This is a genomic window from Streptomyces ficellus, assembly GCF_009739905.1.
GTDB lineage: Bacteria > Actinomycetota > Actinomycetes > Streptomycetales > Streptomycetaceae > Streptomyces > Streptomyces ficellus_A.
The window spans coordinates 1,595,884-1,609,845 of sequence record NZ_CP034279.1 but is presented as its reverse complement, the minus strand read 5'-3'; the positions used below and the strand labels follow the sequence as shown (position 1 = coordinate 1,609,845).

11 protein-coding genes are annotated in these 13,962 nt (G+C 73.5%); 7 read left to right on the top strand and 4 right to left on the bottom strand.

All coding sequences use genetic code 11. The features are described from left to right. The first annotated feature begins 37 nt into the window (after positions 1-37). Together EIZ62_RS07050 and EIZ62_RS07045 are read left to right on the top strand one after the other, a co-directional pair. Positions 38-1,510, top strand: coding sequence for a DHA2 family efflux MFS transporter permease subunit (locus EIZ62_RS07050; RefSeq protein ID WP_156691860.1), 1,473 nt, complete (start codon positions 38-40; stop codon positions 1,508-1,510). Positions 1,511-2,218: 708 nt separating this feature from the next. Then, on the top strand, positions 2,219-2,779 hold the full coding sequence (locus tag EIZ62_RS07045) for a GNAT family N-acetyltransferase (RefSeq protein ID WP_156691859.1): 561 nt from the start codon (positions 2,219-2,221) through the stop codon (positions 2,777-2,779). Between the two features lie 23 nt (positions 2,780-2,802). Here EIZ62_RS07045 and EIZ62_RS07040 read toward each other — a convergent pair whose 3' ends face one another. The 3 genes from EIZ62_RS07040 to EIZ62_RS07030 form a co-directional block, all read right to left on the bottom strand. Then, positions 2,803-4,143 carry a heparan-alpha-glucosaminide N-acetyltransferase domain-containing protein gene (locus EIZ62_RS07040; protein WP_156691858.1) on the bottom strand — a complete coding sequence of 447 codons (1,341 nt, stop codon included), beginning with the start codon at positions 4,141-4,143 and terminating at the stop codon, positions 2,803-2,805. Positions 4,144-4,247: 104 nt separating this feature from the next. Continuing rightward, the gene (locus EIZ62_RS07035) at positions 4,248-5,342 is read right to left on the bottom strand and encodes a mandelate racemase/muconate lactonizing enzyme family protein (protein ID WP_156691857.1); all 1,095 of its coding nucleotides are present in this window, start codon (positions 5,340-5,342) and stop codon (positions 4,248-4,250) included. 46 nt (positions 5,343-5,388) lie between these two features. Next, entirely contained in the window at positions 5,389-6,639 is a 1,251-nt protein-coding gene (locus EIZ62_RS07030) for a response regulator (RefSeq protein WP_156691856.1), read from the bottom strand. 257 nt (positions 6,640-6,896) lie between these two features. Here EIZ62_RS07030 and EIZ62_RS07025 point away from each other — a divergent pair, with 257 nt between their 5' ends. The 4 genes from EIZ62_RS07025 to EIZ62_RS07010 are packed head-to-tail and all read left to right on the top strand — an operon-like array spanning position 6,897 to position 11,768. Then, complete coding sequence (locus EIZ62_RS07025) at positions 6,897-8,021, top strand: DegT/DnrJ/EryC1/StrS family aminotransferase (RefSeq protein WP_244375521.1); 1,125 nt, start codon at positions 6,897-6,899, stop codon at positions 8,019-8,021. After that, positions 8,018-8,881, top strand: coding sequence for a hypothetical protein (locus EIZ62_RS07020; RefSeq protein WP_244375519.1), 864 nt, complete (start codon positions 8,018-8,020; stop codon positions 8,879-8,881). Before EIZ62_RS07025 ends, EIZ62_RS07020 begins: the two co-directional genes overlap by 4 nt. Then, on the top strand, positions 8,881-9,639 hold the full coding sequence (locus tag EIZ62_RS07015; RefSeq protein WP_156691855.1) for an amidohydrolase family protein: 759 nt from the start codon (positions 8,881-8,883) through the stop codon (positions 9,637-9,639). Before EIZ62_RS07020 ends, EIZ62_RS07015 begins: the two co-directional genes overlap by 1 nt. A 47-nt stretch (positions 9,640-9,686) precedes the next feature. Then, positions 9,687-11,768 carry a PQQ-binding-like beta-propeller repeat protein gene (locus EIZ62_RS07010; protein WP_244375517.1) on the top strand — a complete coding sequence of 694 codons (2,082 nt, stop codon included), beginning with the start codon at positions 9,687-9,689 and terminating at the stop codon, positions 11,766-11,768. Between the two features lie 7 nt (positions 11,769-11,775). On the opposite strand, the gene EIZ62_RS07005 is transcribed toward EIZ62_RS07010, so the two are convergent. Next, positions 11,776-12,813 (bottom strand): dihydrodipicolinate synthase family protein, encoded by a 1,038-nt coding sequence (locus EIZ62_RS07005; RefSeq protein ID WP_156691854.1) that lies wholly within the window; start codon positions 12,811-12,813, stop codon positions 11,776-11,778. A 179-nt stretch (positions 12,814-12,992) separates the two neighbouring features. Between EIZ62_RS07005 and EIZ62_RS07000 the strand changes: the two genes are divergently transcribed. Continuing rightward, the gene (locus EIZ62_RS07000) at positions 12,993-13,961 is read left to right on the top strand and encodes an LLM class flavin-dependent oxidoreductase (protein WP_156691853.1); all 969 of its coding nucleotides are present in this window, start codon (positions 12,993-12,995) and stop codon (positions 13,959-13,961) included. Position 13,962 lies beyond the last annotated feature (1 nt).

The following is a 13,962-nucleotide window of genomic DNA, read 5'->3' as shown; positions in this document are numbered from 1 at the left end:
CTCCATCCCCTTCATCGTGCGTAGAGAGGCGAAAGCCATGTCCGAGGAGACCAGCACCACGAGCGTCGAGGAGGGGGTACCGGCCGAGCCGCCCGAACAGTCGGAGCGGCTGCCGCAGGCAGGGGGCTCGCCACAGTCGGAGCGCTCGCCCGTCGTCGTGGCACTCGTCCTGGCCCTGGGTGCGTTCGTCGCCCTCCTCGACACCACGATCGTCGGCGTCGCCATGCACTCGTTCACCGAGTACTTCGGCGTCGGCCTCGCGGACGCCCAGTGGGCCTCCACCGCGTACCTCCTCGCGATGTCGTCGGTGATCCCGGCGACCGGGTGGGCGGCGCAGCGCTTCGGCGCGGCCCACACCTGGATCGCGTCGCTCTCCGTCTTCCTGATCGGTTCGCTGCTGTGCGGCACCGCCTGGTCGATGGGTAGCCTGATCGCGTTCCGGGTCGTGCAGGGCTTCGGCGCCAGCATGCTCTTCCCGCTGATGCGGATCATCGTCGTCGAGGTCGCGGGCCGGGCCCAGATGGGCCGCATGATGACGATGATGGCCGTGCCGCTGCTGGTCGCGCCGGTGCTCGGTCCCGTGCTCGGCGGCACGCTCATCCAGGAGCTCTCCTGGCGGTGGGCGTTCTTCCTCAACGTACCGATCATCCTCGCGGTCGTCGTGCTGTCCGCGCGCAACCTGCCCAACTCCAAGGGCGAGGCGCCCGGTCGCCTTGACGTCGCCGGACTGCTCACCATGGGCGGCGGCCTCGTCGCCCTCATCCTCGGCTTCAGCAATCTCGCCAAGGGCACCGCGGCGACGAGCCCGCAGGTCTTCCTGCCGGCCGCGATCGGCCTGGCCCTCCTGGCCGCGCACGGGATCCGGGCCGCCCGCTCGCGCACCCCCGGCGTGGTGGACTTCTCGCTCTTCCGCGACCGGGCGTTCACCGCGTCCACGTCCATCACGCTGCTGAACAACTTCGGCCTCTACGGCGTCGTCGTCCTCGTCCCGCTGTTCTTCCAGCAGGCGGGCGGCAAGGGCCCGTTGGGCGCGGGAGCCATCATGGTGGCGCAGGGCATCGGCACGGCGGTCGCCGTGCTGCTCGTCGGCCGGGTCATCGACACCAAGAGCAACCCCCGCCTGCTCGTGCTCGGCGGACTCCTGCTCGTGGCCGCGGGCCTCACCACCTTCGCCGTGGCCGACACGGGCGAGGTGACCGTCCTGCTGCTCGTCGCTCTGTTCGCGCAGGGCATCGGCCTCGCCCTGGCGTCGTCGCCGATCATGGTGACGCTCTACCACTCGCTGCCGGCCACCAGCGTGCCCGCGGCGACGACCGCGAACGCCGTGTCCCAGCAGCTCGGCGGCGCCGTCGGCACCGCCACCGTCGCGCTGCTCCTGCAGCACTACGTCTACGTGGCCGGTGGCGCCTCGGCCGACTTCAGCGCCGTGTTCTGGTGGGCCCTGCTCTTCGTGGGCCTCACCGCAGTCCCCGCGCTGTTCCTCCCCCCGGGCGCGCCGAAGCAGGCGTGAACCGGCCGTACCTGCGCGGCGTCCGAGGCGGTCCCGCGCTGAACGGGGACTCGCGGCCCGGGGCCGGAGGAGGAGGGCCGTGTCGAGGCCGGCCGAAGACTTCACGCAGGGCACTGGTCTTCCCTGGCCGCTTGGCATCTGCATGAAGTGGGGCGAGTGACCACGCGGGTCTGGGTGGCGGGCACGGACCCGGTCCGCCGCCTCCACCGTCGCGGCTCCGGCCGATGGAGGTACCAGCTGAAGGAAGTACCCGCTGAAGGAAGGACCCATGGACGCGGTCCGTCACGCCCTGCGATCCGAGGGCCATGACAGGACGGCATGGCCTCACCCTGCTCCCGTCCCTGTCGCGTAAGGCAGGGCCGGGGAGGGTCCTATGGGTGAGATGCGCAATCTGGCTGTGCCGTCGTGGCTTGTGTCACCGCGGGCGTGGGGATCGGGGTGTACGGCCTGTGGTGGAAGGACGAGCCGAAACCGCTGGTAGGGCAACTGCCGGAACGATTGGCGACGCAGACGATGGCCGTTGTCGTCGGCGATCCCTCAGCCCGCACGACTGTCACCGTGAAAGCGGCTCCTGACGGTGGCGGAGTGCCTCGCCACGGCCGGGGCCGACGACTGACAACCGTCCGCAGGAGGAGCCGTTTCCCGGATCCAGAGCCACAGAGGGGGGCGGTGTGCCCGTGCCGGTCGGCGTGGTCGTAGCGTCGTGCCATGACCTCTGTCGACGCCACGACGTACCGGTACCGCACCGCCCTTCCCGAGGACCGTGAGGTCATCGAGGCGCTGGACGGCTCGTTCACCACCCGCACCGTCTTCCGGGTGACCGCCGACGACAACGGGTTCGCACTGCGGGAGGTGCCGGTGGACCCGCCCCTGACCAAGGTGTTCCCCGAGCACGAGTCGGGCGGCGACGACGAGGGCGACCCGGAATCCCGCACGTTCGTCGCCCTCGGGCCCGCCGGCGGGCCGGTCGCCGGTTTCGTGACCGTGTCGTACGCCGACTGGAACCGCCGGCTGACCGTCGAGGACATCGAGGTGGCCCCGGAGCACCGGGGGCGCGGGGTGGGGCGGGGGCTGATGGCGCTGGCGGTGGAGTTCGGCCGTGAGCGGGGCGCCGGACACATCTGGCTGGAGGTCACCAACATCAACGCGCCCGCGATCCACGCGTACCGCCGCATGGGCTTCACCCTCTGCGGGCTGGACACCACCCTCTACGACGGCACGCCCTCGGAGGGCGAAACCGCGCTCTACATGAGCATGCCCTGCCCCTGAGCCGAACCCCCCACCATGCCCCCTCAGCCCTCCACCGCGCCGGATCCGCCGCCCGACCGCACAGCCGCCCGCGACCGCTTCGGCATCAGCGCGTGCAGCGCCCACTCCAGGGGTCCTCGCCTCAGGGGCGTCGTGCGGAAGACGAACGCCCAGACGGCGCACGCCACCAGGGACACCCCGCAGAAGGCGCCGAGCGCGGGCCAGCCGTGGTGGGGGTGGAGTTCGGCGCGGGCGACGACGTGGACCGCGTACACCGACAGGCCCATCGTGCCGACGACGGCCAGCGGGCGCAGCAGCGTCTTCAGCTTCCCGCGGCACACCGCGACGGTCAGGCCGAGCAGCAGCAGGCTCGCGCCGATGTTGGCGACCGTCTCGAACGGGGTCTGGCTGTACGGCCCGTCGACCAGCAGCCAGGCCCGTGACGTGCTGGGGATCGCGCCCGCCTGCCGGCCCAGGACGGCCTGGACCGGGTCGGGGGTGTTCAGCGCGTACGCGTGGCTCCGCCCGATCGCCCGCAGCAGCGCCTCGCGTCCGCCGCCCGGCCCCAGCGCCAGCGCGGACAGACCGTGCCCGGCGAGCGTGACGAGCGCGCCCCACCCGAGGAGGCGGCGCGCGGTGCCGGGCCGGCGCAGGTCGGCCAGGCGTCCCAGGGCCATGCCGACGACCACGTACGGGAAGTATGTCAGCCAGGGGTACGCGCCGGACAGCAGCAGCGTGTCGAGCGCGTCGGTGAACCCGGACCAGCTGGTGACCGCCTCGAAGCCGGGGTAGCGCCCGCGGCCGACGACGCGGTAGCCGAAGTACGGGCCCAGGACGTACGACAGGACTGGACCGGCGACCACCGAGACCGCCGCGACCGCGGTCAGGGCCCGGGTGCCCAGCCGGGCGAGCGGTTCGGCGGCCAGGAAGTACAGTGCGAAGAACGTGAGGATCACGGCGATCCCCGACCGCAGTTCCGTCAGCGCCAGTCCCAGCCCCGCCAGCACCGCGCACTTGACGAGCGTCCCGCGCCACGCGCCGGCGGGCTGCGGCCGGGGCCGGGTGCCGCCCCGGGAGAGCGTCAGGGACAGGCCCGCGATCAGGGTGAAGATGGCGGGGGCCCGCCCGTCGAACGCGACCAGCAGGTGGCCCGCGCCCTCCGGCTTGGCGGGCGGACCGATGTGGGCCGCGAACATGGCGAACACGGCGATGGCCCGGGCCACGTCGACACTGATCAGCCGTTCCCCGGCGCGCCGGCCCGGCCCGGCGGCGTCCTCCCGCCCCACCGTGCCCGACGCGTCCGCCGGATCCCCCGTCCCCGCCGGATCCCCCGTCCCCGTCGTACCCGCCGTCCCCGTCGTACCCGCCGTGGATATGTGCGTCACCGTGCTGTCCCGCCCCCGCGCTCTTCCTCGGTCCCCTTGTCCCGTTGTCGGTTCATTTGTATATGCCTGGGCGGGGAACGCACTCACCGGGGTGCGCGAGGACGTCAGTCCGTCGAGCCCTCCAGCCCGTGCCCCAGCCCCGGCGTGAGCGGCAGCTCCACCAGGCCCGTTCCCGGAGTCCCGGCGAACGGCGCCGGGGCCAGCGGCTCGTCCTCGACCAGCAGCGGGCCCACCAGGTCCGGCGGGACCGTGGCGTGGGGCAGGGCGGCCGACAGGTGCGCGGCGGCGAGCGTCGCCACCCCCAGCTCCGGCATCGTGCCGACCTTCACCGCGAGTCCCGCCGTCTCGGCCAGCGCCGCGATCTGCCGCGCCCGGTACAGCCCGCCCACCTTCAGGATCTTGATGTTCAGTACGTCGGCGGCGCCCCGGCGCACCACCTCCAGCGCGTCGTGCGCCGACTGCACCGACTCGTCCGCCATGACCCGCACCCCGCCCCGTGCCCGCAGGGCGGCGAGCCCCTCCAGGTCCCAGCGCGGCAACGGCTGCTCCACCAGGTCCAGTCCGGCGTCCGCGAGCCGGGCCACGGTCCGGGCCGCCTCGCCCGGCGCGTACCCCTCGTTGGCGTCCAGCGACAGCTCCACCGACTCGGGCACCGCCTTGCGCACGGTCGTCACCAGTTCCACGTCGAGCGCCGGGTCGTCGCCGCCCTTCAGCTTGACGTGCCGGAAGCCCGCCGCCGCGTACCGTGCCGCCTCCTCGGCCATCTCGTCGAGCGTGCCGAGCCCCACCACCCATGTCGTCGGTACCGTCCCGGCCACCTGCCCACCGCCCAGCAGCAGGTGGGCCGGCCATCCGGCGGCGCGCCCCGCCAGGTCGTGCAACGCCAGGTCGAGCGCCGCCTTGGCCAGGTGCTGGCCGCGGATGGCGGCGTCCATCGCGGCGTGGGCGCCCGCCAGGTCGCGCGGGTCGCGGCCGACGAGAGCGGGGGCGACGTGCTCGGTCACCGCCGCGCACAGCCCCGCGAGGGTCTCGCCGGTGTACGCGGTCATCGGCGAGGCCTCGCCGAAGCCCGAGGCTCCGTCGGTCGTCCGCACCTCCACGACGAGACTGACCAGGTCGGGGCTGGTGCCGCTGCTGATGACGAACGGCCGGCGGTAGCGGGCACGGACGACCCGGGTGTGGAACGAGGCGATTTTCACGGATGAGCTCCTAGGTTTCGGCCCGGGCCGCAATCCGCGGAACCGGTCAGAGAAGAACCCGGTAGACGATCGGGGGACGGCCGGTCTGCCCCTCCTGACGGCTGCCGGTCGGTACGGCGACGCCCGCCCGCTCCAGGCGCTTGAGGATGCGGCGGGCCGTGCGCTGCTGCACGGACAGGTGCTCGGCGACATGGTGGGCGGTGACGCCCGCGTCCCCGTCCTTCGCGGCCAGCTCCCGCAGCCGGTCCAGGGTCTGCGGGTGCAGGCCGACCCGGCGGGCCAGCAGCGCGGGGCTCTCGGGGAACACCGCGGACTCGGCCTCGGGGCCGCCCGCCCCGGCGGATCCGGCGCCGATCACGATGTCGACGTCGTCCACCATGGACACCACCGCGGCCGCCGGGCCCGCCGCCCGCGCCCGGTTGACGGCCCGTCGGGCCAGCGCCTCCGCCTCCGCCGCCGTACGCCCGAGGCCGAAGCCCACGTGCGCCGTGCCGTGCCGCGCCGCGAGGCCGTCGAGGAACGGGATGCGGGTGAACTGCTCCGTCGCCGTCTGGAGCACCCCGCGCGTGGTCACCACCAGCCGGCGCCCGTCGGGCAGCTCGGCCAGGCTGCCGCCGAGCACGCGTATGTCCTCCGGCAGCCGGTCGTCCCCCGCCGCGCCCGGCAGGTCGACGATGCCCAGCACCACCTGGGCGTCACCGCTGTGCCGCCCCGCCGTGTCGAGGACCAGCGCCTGGAGCGTCGCCAGTATCGAGTGCCGCGACGGGGCGAGCCGCACCGCGTGCGTGTGCTGCTCCAGCACGTGGAACGCCGAGCCCAGACAGGTGATCGCCACCCTGGTCTTCCTCGTGTCGCGCGCGTCCAGGTGGAAGTCGACGACGTCCTCGGAGGTCAGCCCCGGCCGGTACGGCAGCACCCGCACCCGGTCCGTGGGCAGCTTGGCCTCCGCCATCGTCTCCAGCACCTCCTCGCGGCGCAGCGTGTCGATCGACACCCGCGACACGTCGTGCCCCAGCCGCAGCAGTTCGACCAGCGCCCGCAGCAGCGTCGCCCCGTTGTACGGCACGTACATCGCCGGCCGGTCCAGCACGCCCGCGCCGTCGGCCAGCGCGTACGGCACGACGCCGGTGAACAGCAGCGCGTCCGCCCGCGACCGCGCGTCCCTCACCACGGCGACCGTCTCGGCCTCGTGACGGTACGGCAGTGGAAGCAGCCGGGCGGATCCGGCCCGGTCGCCGACGGCGACCACCTTCTGGACGAGGTCCTCGGGACCTATCACGCCGACCGTGAGCGGCATGGTCGGTCTCCGTTCTGCCGGGTGGAGCGATGGGACGTGCGGTGGGAGGCGTGCTCGGGACTGCGGTGGGACGCGTGCTCGGAACTGCGGTGGGACGCGTGCTCGGATCTGCGTTGTGAGGTGTGGTGCGAGGTGCTTCGGGGGTGCGTGGGAGGTGCTGTGGGACTTGCTCGGTGACGCCTGATTGACGGCCGTCGACGGGGGTTCTACTTTCGGCCCAGGCCATAATCGCGTGCTGCCGAGAGGATAATCCCCCGATGCCGCAACGGGAAATGCCGCTGCCCACAGTTCTGGATCCCCGGGGAAGGACGTTCGGCGAGGAGGAACGCGCGGCGGTGCTCCGGGTCCTCGACTCGGGCGTCCTGTGCGGGGCCTTCGGCCGGGAGACCCGGGCGCTGGAGGGCGAGATGGCCCGGCTGTACGGGCGCTCCGAAGCCGTCTCCTGCAGCTCGGGAACCGCCGCGCTGCACCTCGCCGTCGCCGCCGCCGGAGTCGGCCCCGGCGACGAGGTCGTCACCACCCCCATCTCCGACTTCGGCACGGTCGCCCCGGTCGTCGCGCAGGGCGGGCGGGTCGTGTTCGCCGACGTCCGCGAGGAGGACGGGAACCTCGACCCCGACGCCGTCGAGGCGGCCGTCAACCCCCGTACCAAGGCCGTCATCGCCGTTCACCTGTTCGGCGGTGCCGCCGACACGGCCCGGCTGAGGGACATCTGCGACCGGCACGGGCTGCTGCTCATCGAGGACTGCGCCCAGGCCTGGCTCGGTGAGGACGGCGACGGCCGGCTGCTCGGCACCACCGGTGACATCGCCTGTTTCAGCCTCCAGCAGTACAAGCACATCACCGCCGGCGACGGCGGTCTCGCCATCACCGACGACCCCGCGCTCGCCACCCGTATGAAGCTGTTCATGGACAAGGGCTGGGACCGGACGGAGGGCCGCATCCACCGCACCATGGGCCTGAACTACCGCATGACGGAGCTGGTCGCGGCGGTCGCCCGCGCCCAGCTGACGCGCGTCGCCGACGTCGTCGCCCGCCGCCGCGCGAGCGCCCGGCGCCTCGCCGAGGCCGTCGCCGGACTGCCCGGGGTGACGATGCCCGAGCGGCGCACCGGGCACGCCTGGTGGGTCGTCCCGCTGCTCGTCGACGACAACGCCCGCTGGGCCAAGGCGCTGGGGGACCTGGGCGTGCCCGCCCTGCCCGGCTATCTGGAGCGCCCGCTGTACGCCAATCCGGCACTGTCCGGGTACCCGCCGGGCCTGTGTCCTCGCGCCGAGCGGCTCATCGACCGTACGTTGCTGGTTCTGCCGTGGAACGAGGCCTACAGCGAGGACGACGTGGACCGGATCGCGCAGGCGCTGGGGAAGGTCGCCACCTCATGAGCGAGTCGACACGACCGGCGAACGGCTCGGCACAGCGACCGACGAGCGGCTCGACGCAACAACCGGTGAGCGGCTCGGCACAACAACCGACAGGCGGCCCGACGAGCGAGTCGGCGCAACGCACGTACGAGTGGCTCCGGCCCAGCCCCGAGGAGCACATCGGCTGGGACGTCGACGTCCTCTACGGACCGTGGCCGCGCCACCCCCACGACACCGGCCTCGACGAGGTCCGCGCCCATCTGCGCCGGTCGCCCGTCGCGAACGCGCTCGCCCTGTCGACGCGCGGCCCGCTCTTCGACGACGAGGCGGGCAACGCCGAGACGATCCGCGACCTCGACGACTGCCCCGAGCTGCTGCCCGTCGGCACCGTCGACGTACGTGACGCCCTGACCGCCGAGGACCGTCTCGACGAACTGGCCGCCGCCGGGGTCCGCTTCCTGCGGCTGTTCACCCTCGAACAGGCGGCGGAGCCGGGCTTCCCCGGTTACCGGCGCGTGGTGAAGCTGGCGATCGACCGCGGCATGGTGCTGCTCCACGACGGCGACCCGCGCCGCTTCGGGCCGCCGCTCACCGACCGCGGCGCCGACGTGGTCTTCCTCGACCTGCACGCCTACCTGCTGGCCGACTTCCTGCTGATGGCCCGGGACGAGCCCGGTTTCAGGGCCACCACCCGCATGCTGTCCGGCCCCGACTCCATCGAGCGTGCCGTCGACGCCGTCGGCCCGCGTCACCTCGTCTTCGGCTCCCGCACCCCGTTCATGGACATCTCGCCGCAGACGATGAAGCTGCGGTACGCCGACATCTCGCCCGACGACCGTGCCGCCATCGCCACCAAGAACGTCGAGGAGCTGCTCGCCTGATGCCGATCATCGATGTGCACGCCCACGTGGGCCGCTGGCAGTTCCACCTGACGGCCGGCGACGCGGACACCAACATCGCCCAGATGGACCGCTACGGCATCGACCTGCAGATCGTGTCGGCGTCCGAGGCCGTGGTGTACGACGCGCTCGCCGGCAACGCCGCCCTGCGCGAGACCCTGGAGAGCCGGCCCCGGCTGTACGGGTACGCCGTCGTCAACCCCAACCGCGTCGACGAGAGCGCCGCCGACCTCCGCCGCTGCCTGGACACCGGCCGGTTCGTCGGCGCCAAGATCCACACGCACTACCCGGGCCGGATGCCCGGCTGCCGCGAGATGGCCGAGGCCTTCGACGTGGTCGCCGAGGCCGGCGTACCGCTCCTGCTGCACACCTGGGGGCGGGAGGTCACCCTCCTCCCCGAACTGGTGGAGGCCCGGCCCGGACTGCGCGTGATCATGGGTCACGCGGGCGGCGACGCCTGGCGGGAGGCCGCCCACGCCGCGGCCGCCTGCGACCGCCTCTACCTGGAGCACTGCCGTACGGCCACGGACGCGGGCCGTGTCGCGTACGCCCGCGAGGCCGGGGTCCCCGTCGAGCGGATCCTGTTCGGCACCGACGCGACACTGATCGACCCCTGCGTGTCCCTGGGGGTGATCCGGGACGCGCGGTTCACGGAGGACGAGCTGGAGCGAGTGCTGTGGCGCAACGCGGCGGAGCTGTTCGGCCTGAAGGTCGGCACGGCACTGCCACCGGTCGTGTGAGGCGATCCGAACCACCGGACAGGACCACCGGAACAGGAGAGGGACGCATGGAACGCAGGCGACTGCTCAACGCCGGAGCCGGGTTCACCCTGGCGGCAGCGGCGGGAGCGACCATCACCCCCAGCGCGGCGCACGCCGCCACGACACCCCTCGCCGGACCCGCTCCGGCGGACACCGGGAGCACGGCGGCCGGCAGCGGCTGCTCCGGCACCCCGGTCTCCACGTACGGCGTCGCGTCCCTGACGGCGGCGATCGTCGGCACCACCGTGCTGGGCGACCACGCCTACGTCGTCGCCCGCGGGCAGAACCCCACCCTCGTCGGCGAGATCGACCTGACCACCAGAAGACTCAAGAGAACCTTCCGGCTCGACCGGGGCGACGGCGGCTGGGCGGCCACCGTCTCCGGCGGCCAGGTCTACATCGGCACGTACCCCTTCCCCGACGTCCACCGCATCGACCCCGCCACCGGCACCGTCACCCGCATCGGCACCATCGGCCCCGCCGGCGGCTTCGTGTGGTGCCTCACCACCGCCCCGGACGGCACGGTGTACGCGGGCACCAGCCCGCGCGGCGAGGTGTGGGAGTACAAGCCGCAGACCGGCACGCTGCGCAACCTCGGCGCCGCCATGGCGGGCGAGCAGTACGTCCGCGCCATCGCCGCCGACGACAGGTACGTCTACGCCGGCACCCTGCCGCGCGGCTTCATCGTCGCGTACGACCGCGTCACCGGCGTCAAACGGAGCATCACGCCCGAGCCGTACGGCGGCGCGTCCGCGCTCCTCGCCCACGGCGGCCGGGTCCTCGGCTCCTTCGGCAAGTCCGTCGTCGACCTCGCCCCCGACGGCAGCGACGCCCGGGTGATCCCCATCCCGGCGCCCGAACGCATCGGCGACGCCATGACGGTGACCGCGGACGGCACCCTCTACTGCGTCGGCCGCCCGACCGGCACCGTCTACCGGCGCGACGGCGACACGCTCGTCGCGGTCACCGCCCCGGCCACCGGAGACGAGCACCGCGCCCTCGTCCCCCTCCCCGGCGGCCGGATGCTCGGCGCCGTCGGCAGCGGCCGGCTGTGGTGGCTCGACCTCGCCACCAAGAAGTCCGAGGTCGTCGAGCTGATCGACGTCGGCCTGTCCGGCCCCGATCCCGTCCAGTCCATCGCGTACGAACCCGGCGGCACGGTCCACGTCGGCGGGCACTACTCCCTGACGACCCACCGTCCCGCGCACGGCACCTCGAAACGCATCAGGATCCCCGGCGAACCCAAGACGCTCCGGGTGGTCGGCGGCAAGGTGTACGCGGCGATGTACCCGAGCACCGAGTTCCTGGAGATCGACCCCGGCCGCGGCAAGGTCCGCTCCATGGGCTTCATCGACAACGACCAGCAGCGCCCCACCGACATGGCGTACGTCCCCGAGCAGGACCTGCTGCTGGTGGCCAGCGCGCCGCCGGCCGGCGGCCTCAAGGGCGCCCTCACCCTGGTGGAGCGCTCGCGCGGCAGGCTCACCGTCCACAAGGACGTCATCACCGACCAGAGCGTGATGGCCGTCGCCCTGGACGACCGGATCGGCCACCGCACCGCCTACCTCGCCGGGGACACCTGGGGCGGCGGCAGCGTCACCCCGACCCGGCCCAGCGCCACGGTCGTCGCCTATGACGTGCGCAGCCGCAAGGTGCTGTGGGAGGTCACCCCGGTCGAGGGCAACGCCAGCCTCCAGCACATCGAGGTCCACCGGGGCATCCTCTACGGCGTCTACAAGCGGCAGTCGGGCAACTGGTTCGCGATGGACATCGAGTCCCGGACCGTCCTGCGGACCGGCAAGCTCCCCAGCTACGGCGAGATCAGCGTCCACTTCGGCCAGGTGTACGCCTCCGTCTTCGGCGGCTCCGTCTACCGGCTCGGCCCGCTCGACACCGGCGACACCGAGGCCGACCTCGTCCTCGGCGGCCTGGGCGACGGCTGGTACAACCCGCCGCAACTGGCCTGGGAGCGGGCCACCTGGCACGCCTGGGGCGTGTCCACCCGCGCCCTCGCCCGGCTGCGGCTCAACCCGCTGTGCCCCTACGGCACCCCGCCGCAGATCAGCGCCCAGTACGAGGCGATCCTCAAGGGCCGGCTCGCCAACTGACCTTCCGTCAGGCCAGGGCCGGGGCGTCGTCCCCGTCCCGGTGGACGCCCGGCTCCCGGGCGTCCACCACCCCGGTGCCGGCCGCCCGGGCGTCCTCCTCGGCGAGCGCCTCCAGACAGGCGACGACGGCCCGCCGCTCCGCAGCGGGCAGATCCGGGCCGTACGGGTCGTGCGCGGCCTGCTCCGGGATCAGGCCCTCCCACACCGCCGCCCACAGCATCCGCTGCACATAGCCCTCGATGGGCGCGAGGAACGTGGCCTCCGCGAACCGGTCCAGCCGCGCCGACGCCCGTACGAACCGCCCGTGCTCGCCCGCCCGCCAGCTGTCGAGCACCGCGAGCGTCAACGGCACCCGGGCCGCCGCGATCCCCACCAGCGCCGTGTCCGCGCCCCACATCAGCGACGGCCCGAACATCCGGTCCTCGCCCGTGATGACCAGGCGGCCGCTCCCGCCCGCCGCCCGGACGGCGTCCTGACAGGCCATCGCCCGGTCCAGCGTGGCCAGCTTGACGCCCACCGCCGACGGGAGCGCCAGCAGCCGCTCCACCAGCCGCGGCGGGTACGGATAGCCGCCCGCCTCCCCGTGCAGGAAGAACCCCACCACCGGCAGCCCGCTCACCGCCGCCACCCGCTCGTGCAGCTCCACCGCCGCGTCGTCGTCCCCGTCCAGCTGGGCCAGCGGGTACACCATCACCGCGTCCGCGCCGCCCTCCGCTGCGGCCACCGCCATCGCGACCGTCGCGTCCACCGCACCGGCCAGGTCCACCACCCCGGCCCCGCGCGGCACACCGACCCCCGCCACCACCGGCCGCCCGACGGTCTCCCGCCACACCGCCAGGACCCGGCGCCGGTCCTCCTCCGACAGGTACAGCCCCCGGCCCGTGTGGGCCCACACCGCCACCCCGCCGATCGGCTCGGCCGCGATCCGCTCGGCGTACCCGCGCAGCGCGGCGGTGTCCACGACCCCGGCGGCGTCCATGGGGGTCGCCACCGCCGGCAGGACGGTCCCCCGGAGCCGCCGTACGAGGTCCTCGGTGGCCGTCATGGGCACGCTCCCGTCTGTCACGGCGTCATGTCGCGGTGTCCTGCGCGGTGTCCTGCGCGGCGTCCGTCGCGGCGCCTGTCGCGCCGTCTGTCGCGGTCGTCGCCGACACGCTAGCCTTTACGGTCCGGACCGTAAAGGAACGGACACCGAGGGCCACCGAGGAAAGGGACGGCGCTGCGATGCGACTCGGCCTGTACGTCAACCTCTACGCGGACCGCTCCGACCGGCCCCGCCTCGCCGACGCCGTCGAACAGGTGCGCCTCGCCGAACAGGCCGGCTTCACCTGGGCCGTCCTCGGCGAACGGCACCTGCACCGGCCCGGCTACCACGAGGCACTCACCTCACTGGCGTACCTCGCCGCCCACACCGACCGGATCGGCCTCGCGACCGCCGGGCTCATCGCGCCCGTGCACCACCCGGTGATGCTGGCCGAGACCCTCGCCCACATCGACGTCCTCTCCGGGGGCCGCCTCACCGCCGGGTTCGTCCTGGGCTATCGCCCCGAGGAGTTCGCCCTCTACGGCACCCGGCCCACGGAGCGCGTGTCGCGCTTCGAGGAGTGCCTGGAGCTGATCACCCGGCTGTGGACCGAGGACAAGGTCAGCCACGAGGGCCGCCGTTACACCGTCGAGGAAGCCTTCCTGTCGCCCCGGCCCCTCCAGCGGCCCCGCCCTCTCATCTGGAACGGCGGACGCGTCCCCGCCGCCCTGGAGCGCACCGCCTGGAGCTGCGACGGCTGGACCACGTCCTTCAACGAGACCGACGAGGAACTGCCCAAGAAGATCACCGACTACCGCTCCTACCCGCGCGGCCCGCGCTCCCTCGGCGCCGAGGTCATCGTCTGCCGCGAGGGCTACGCCGCCCCGACCACCGCCCGGGCCCGGGCCGCCCTGGAGGGCCCGCTGCGCGGGCTGTACGACGCGTACGGCGACTGGAAGCGCACCTCCGCCGACGCCGCCCGCTACGCCCAGCCATGGGAGGAGATCGTCGCCCGGTCGGTCATCGGCTCGGCCGCCGAGTGCGCCGAACGGATCGGCCGGTACCAGGAGATGGGCGCCGACGGCATCGTCCTGCGCGTCCAGCCGCCCGGCATGCCCCAGGCGGACGCGCTGCGGGCGATCGAGGCGTTCGGCGCGCTCACGTCCTGAT

Excerpts from the sequence above, each read along its gene's own strand:
- EIZ62_RS07050 (WP_156691860.1), top strand. The coding sequence starts at position 38 with ATGTCCGAGGAGACCAGCACCACGAGCGTCGAGGAGGGGGTACCGGCC.
- EIZ62_RS07045 (WP_156691859.1), top strand. The coding sequence starts at position 2,219 with ATGACCTCTGTCGACGCCACGACGTACCGGTACCGCACCGCCCTTCCC.
- EIZ62_RS07030 (WP_156691856.1), bottom strand. The coding sequence starts at position 6,639 with ATGCCGCTCACGGTCGGCGTGATAGGTCCCGAGGACCTCGTCCAGAAG.
- EIZ62_RS07025 (WP_244375521.1), top strand. The coding sequence starts at position 6,897 with ATGCCGCAACGGGAAATGCCGCTGCCCACAGTTCTGGATCCCCGGGGA.
- EIZ62_RS07020 (WP_244375519.1), top strand. The coding sequence starts at position 8,018 with ATGAGCGAGTCGACACGACCGGCGAACGGCTCGGCACAGCGACCGACG.
- EIZ62_RS07015 (WP_156691855.1), top strand. The coding sequence starts at position 8,881 with ATGCCGATCATCGATGTGCACGCCCACGTGGGCCGCTGGCAGTTCCAC.
- EIZ62_RS07010 (WP_244375517.1), top strand. The coding sequence starts at position 9,687 with ATGGAACGCAGGCGACTGCTCAACGCCGGAGCCGGGTTCACCCTGGCG.
- EIZ62_RS07005 (WP_156691854.1), bottom strand. The coding sequence starts at position 12,813 with ATGACGGCCACCGAGGACCTCGTACGGCGGCTCCGGGGGACCGTCCTG.
- EIZ62_RS07000 (WP_156691853.1), top strand. The coding sequence starts at position 12,993 with ATGCGACTCGGCCTGTACGTCAACCTCTACGCGGACCGCTCCGACCGG.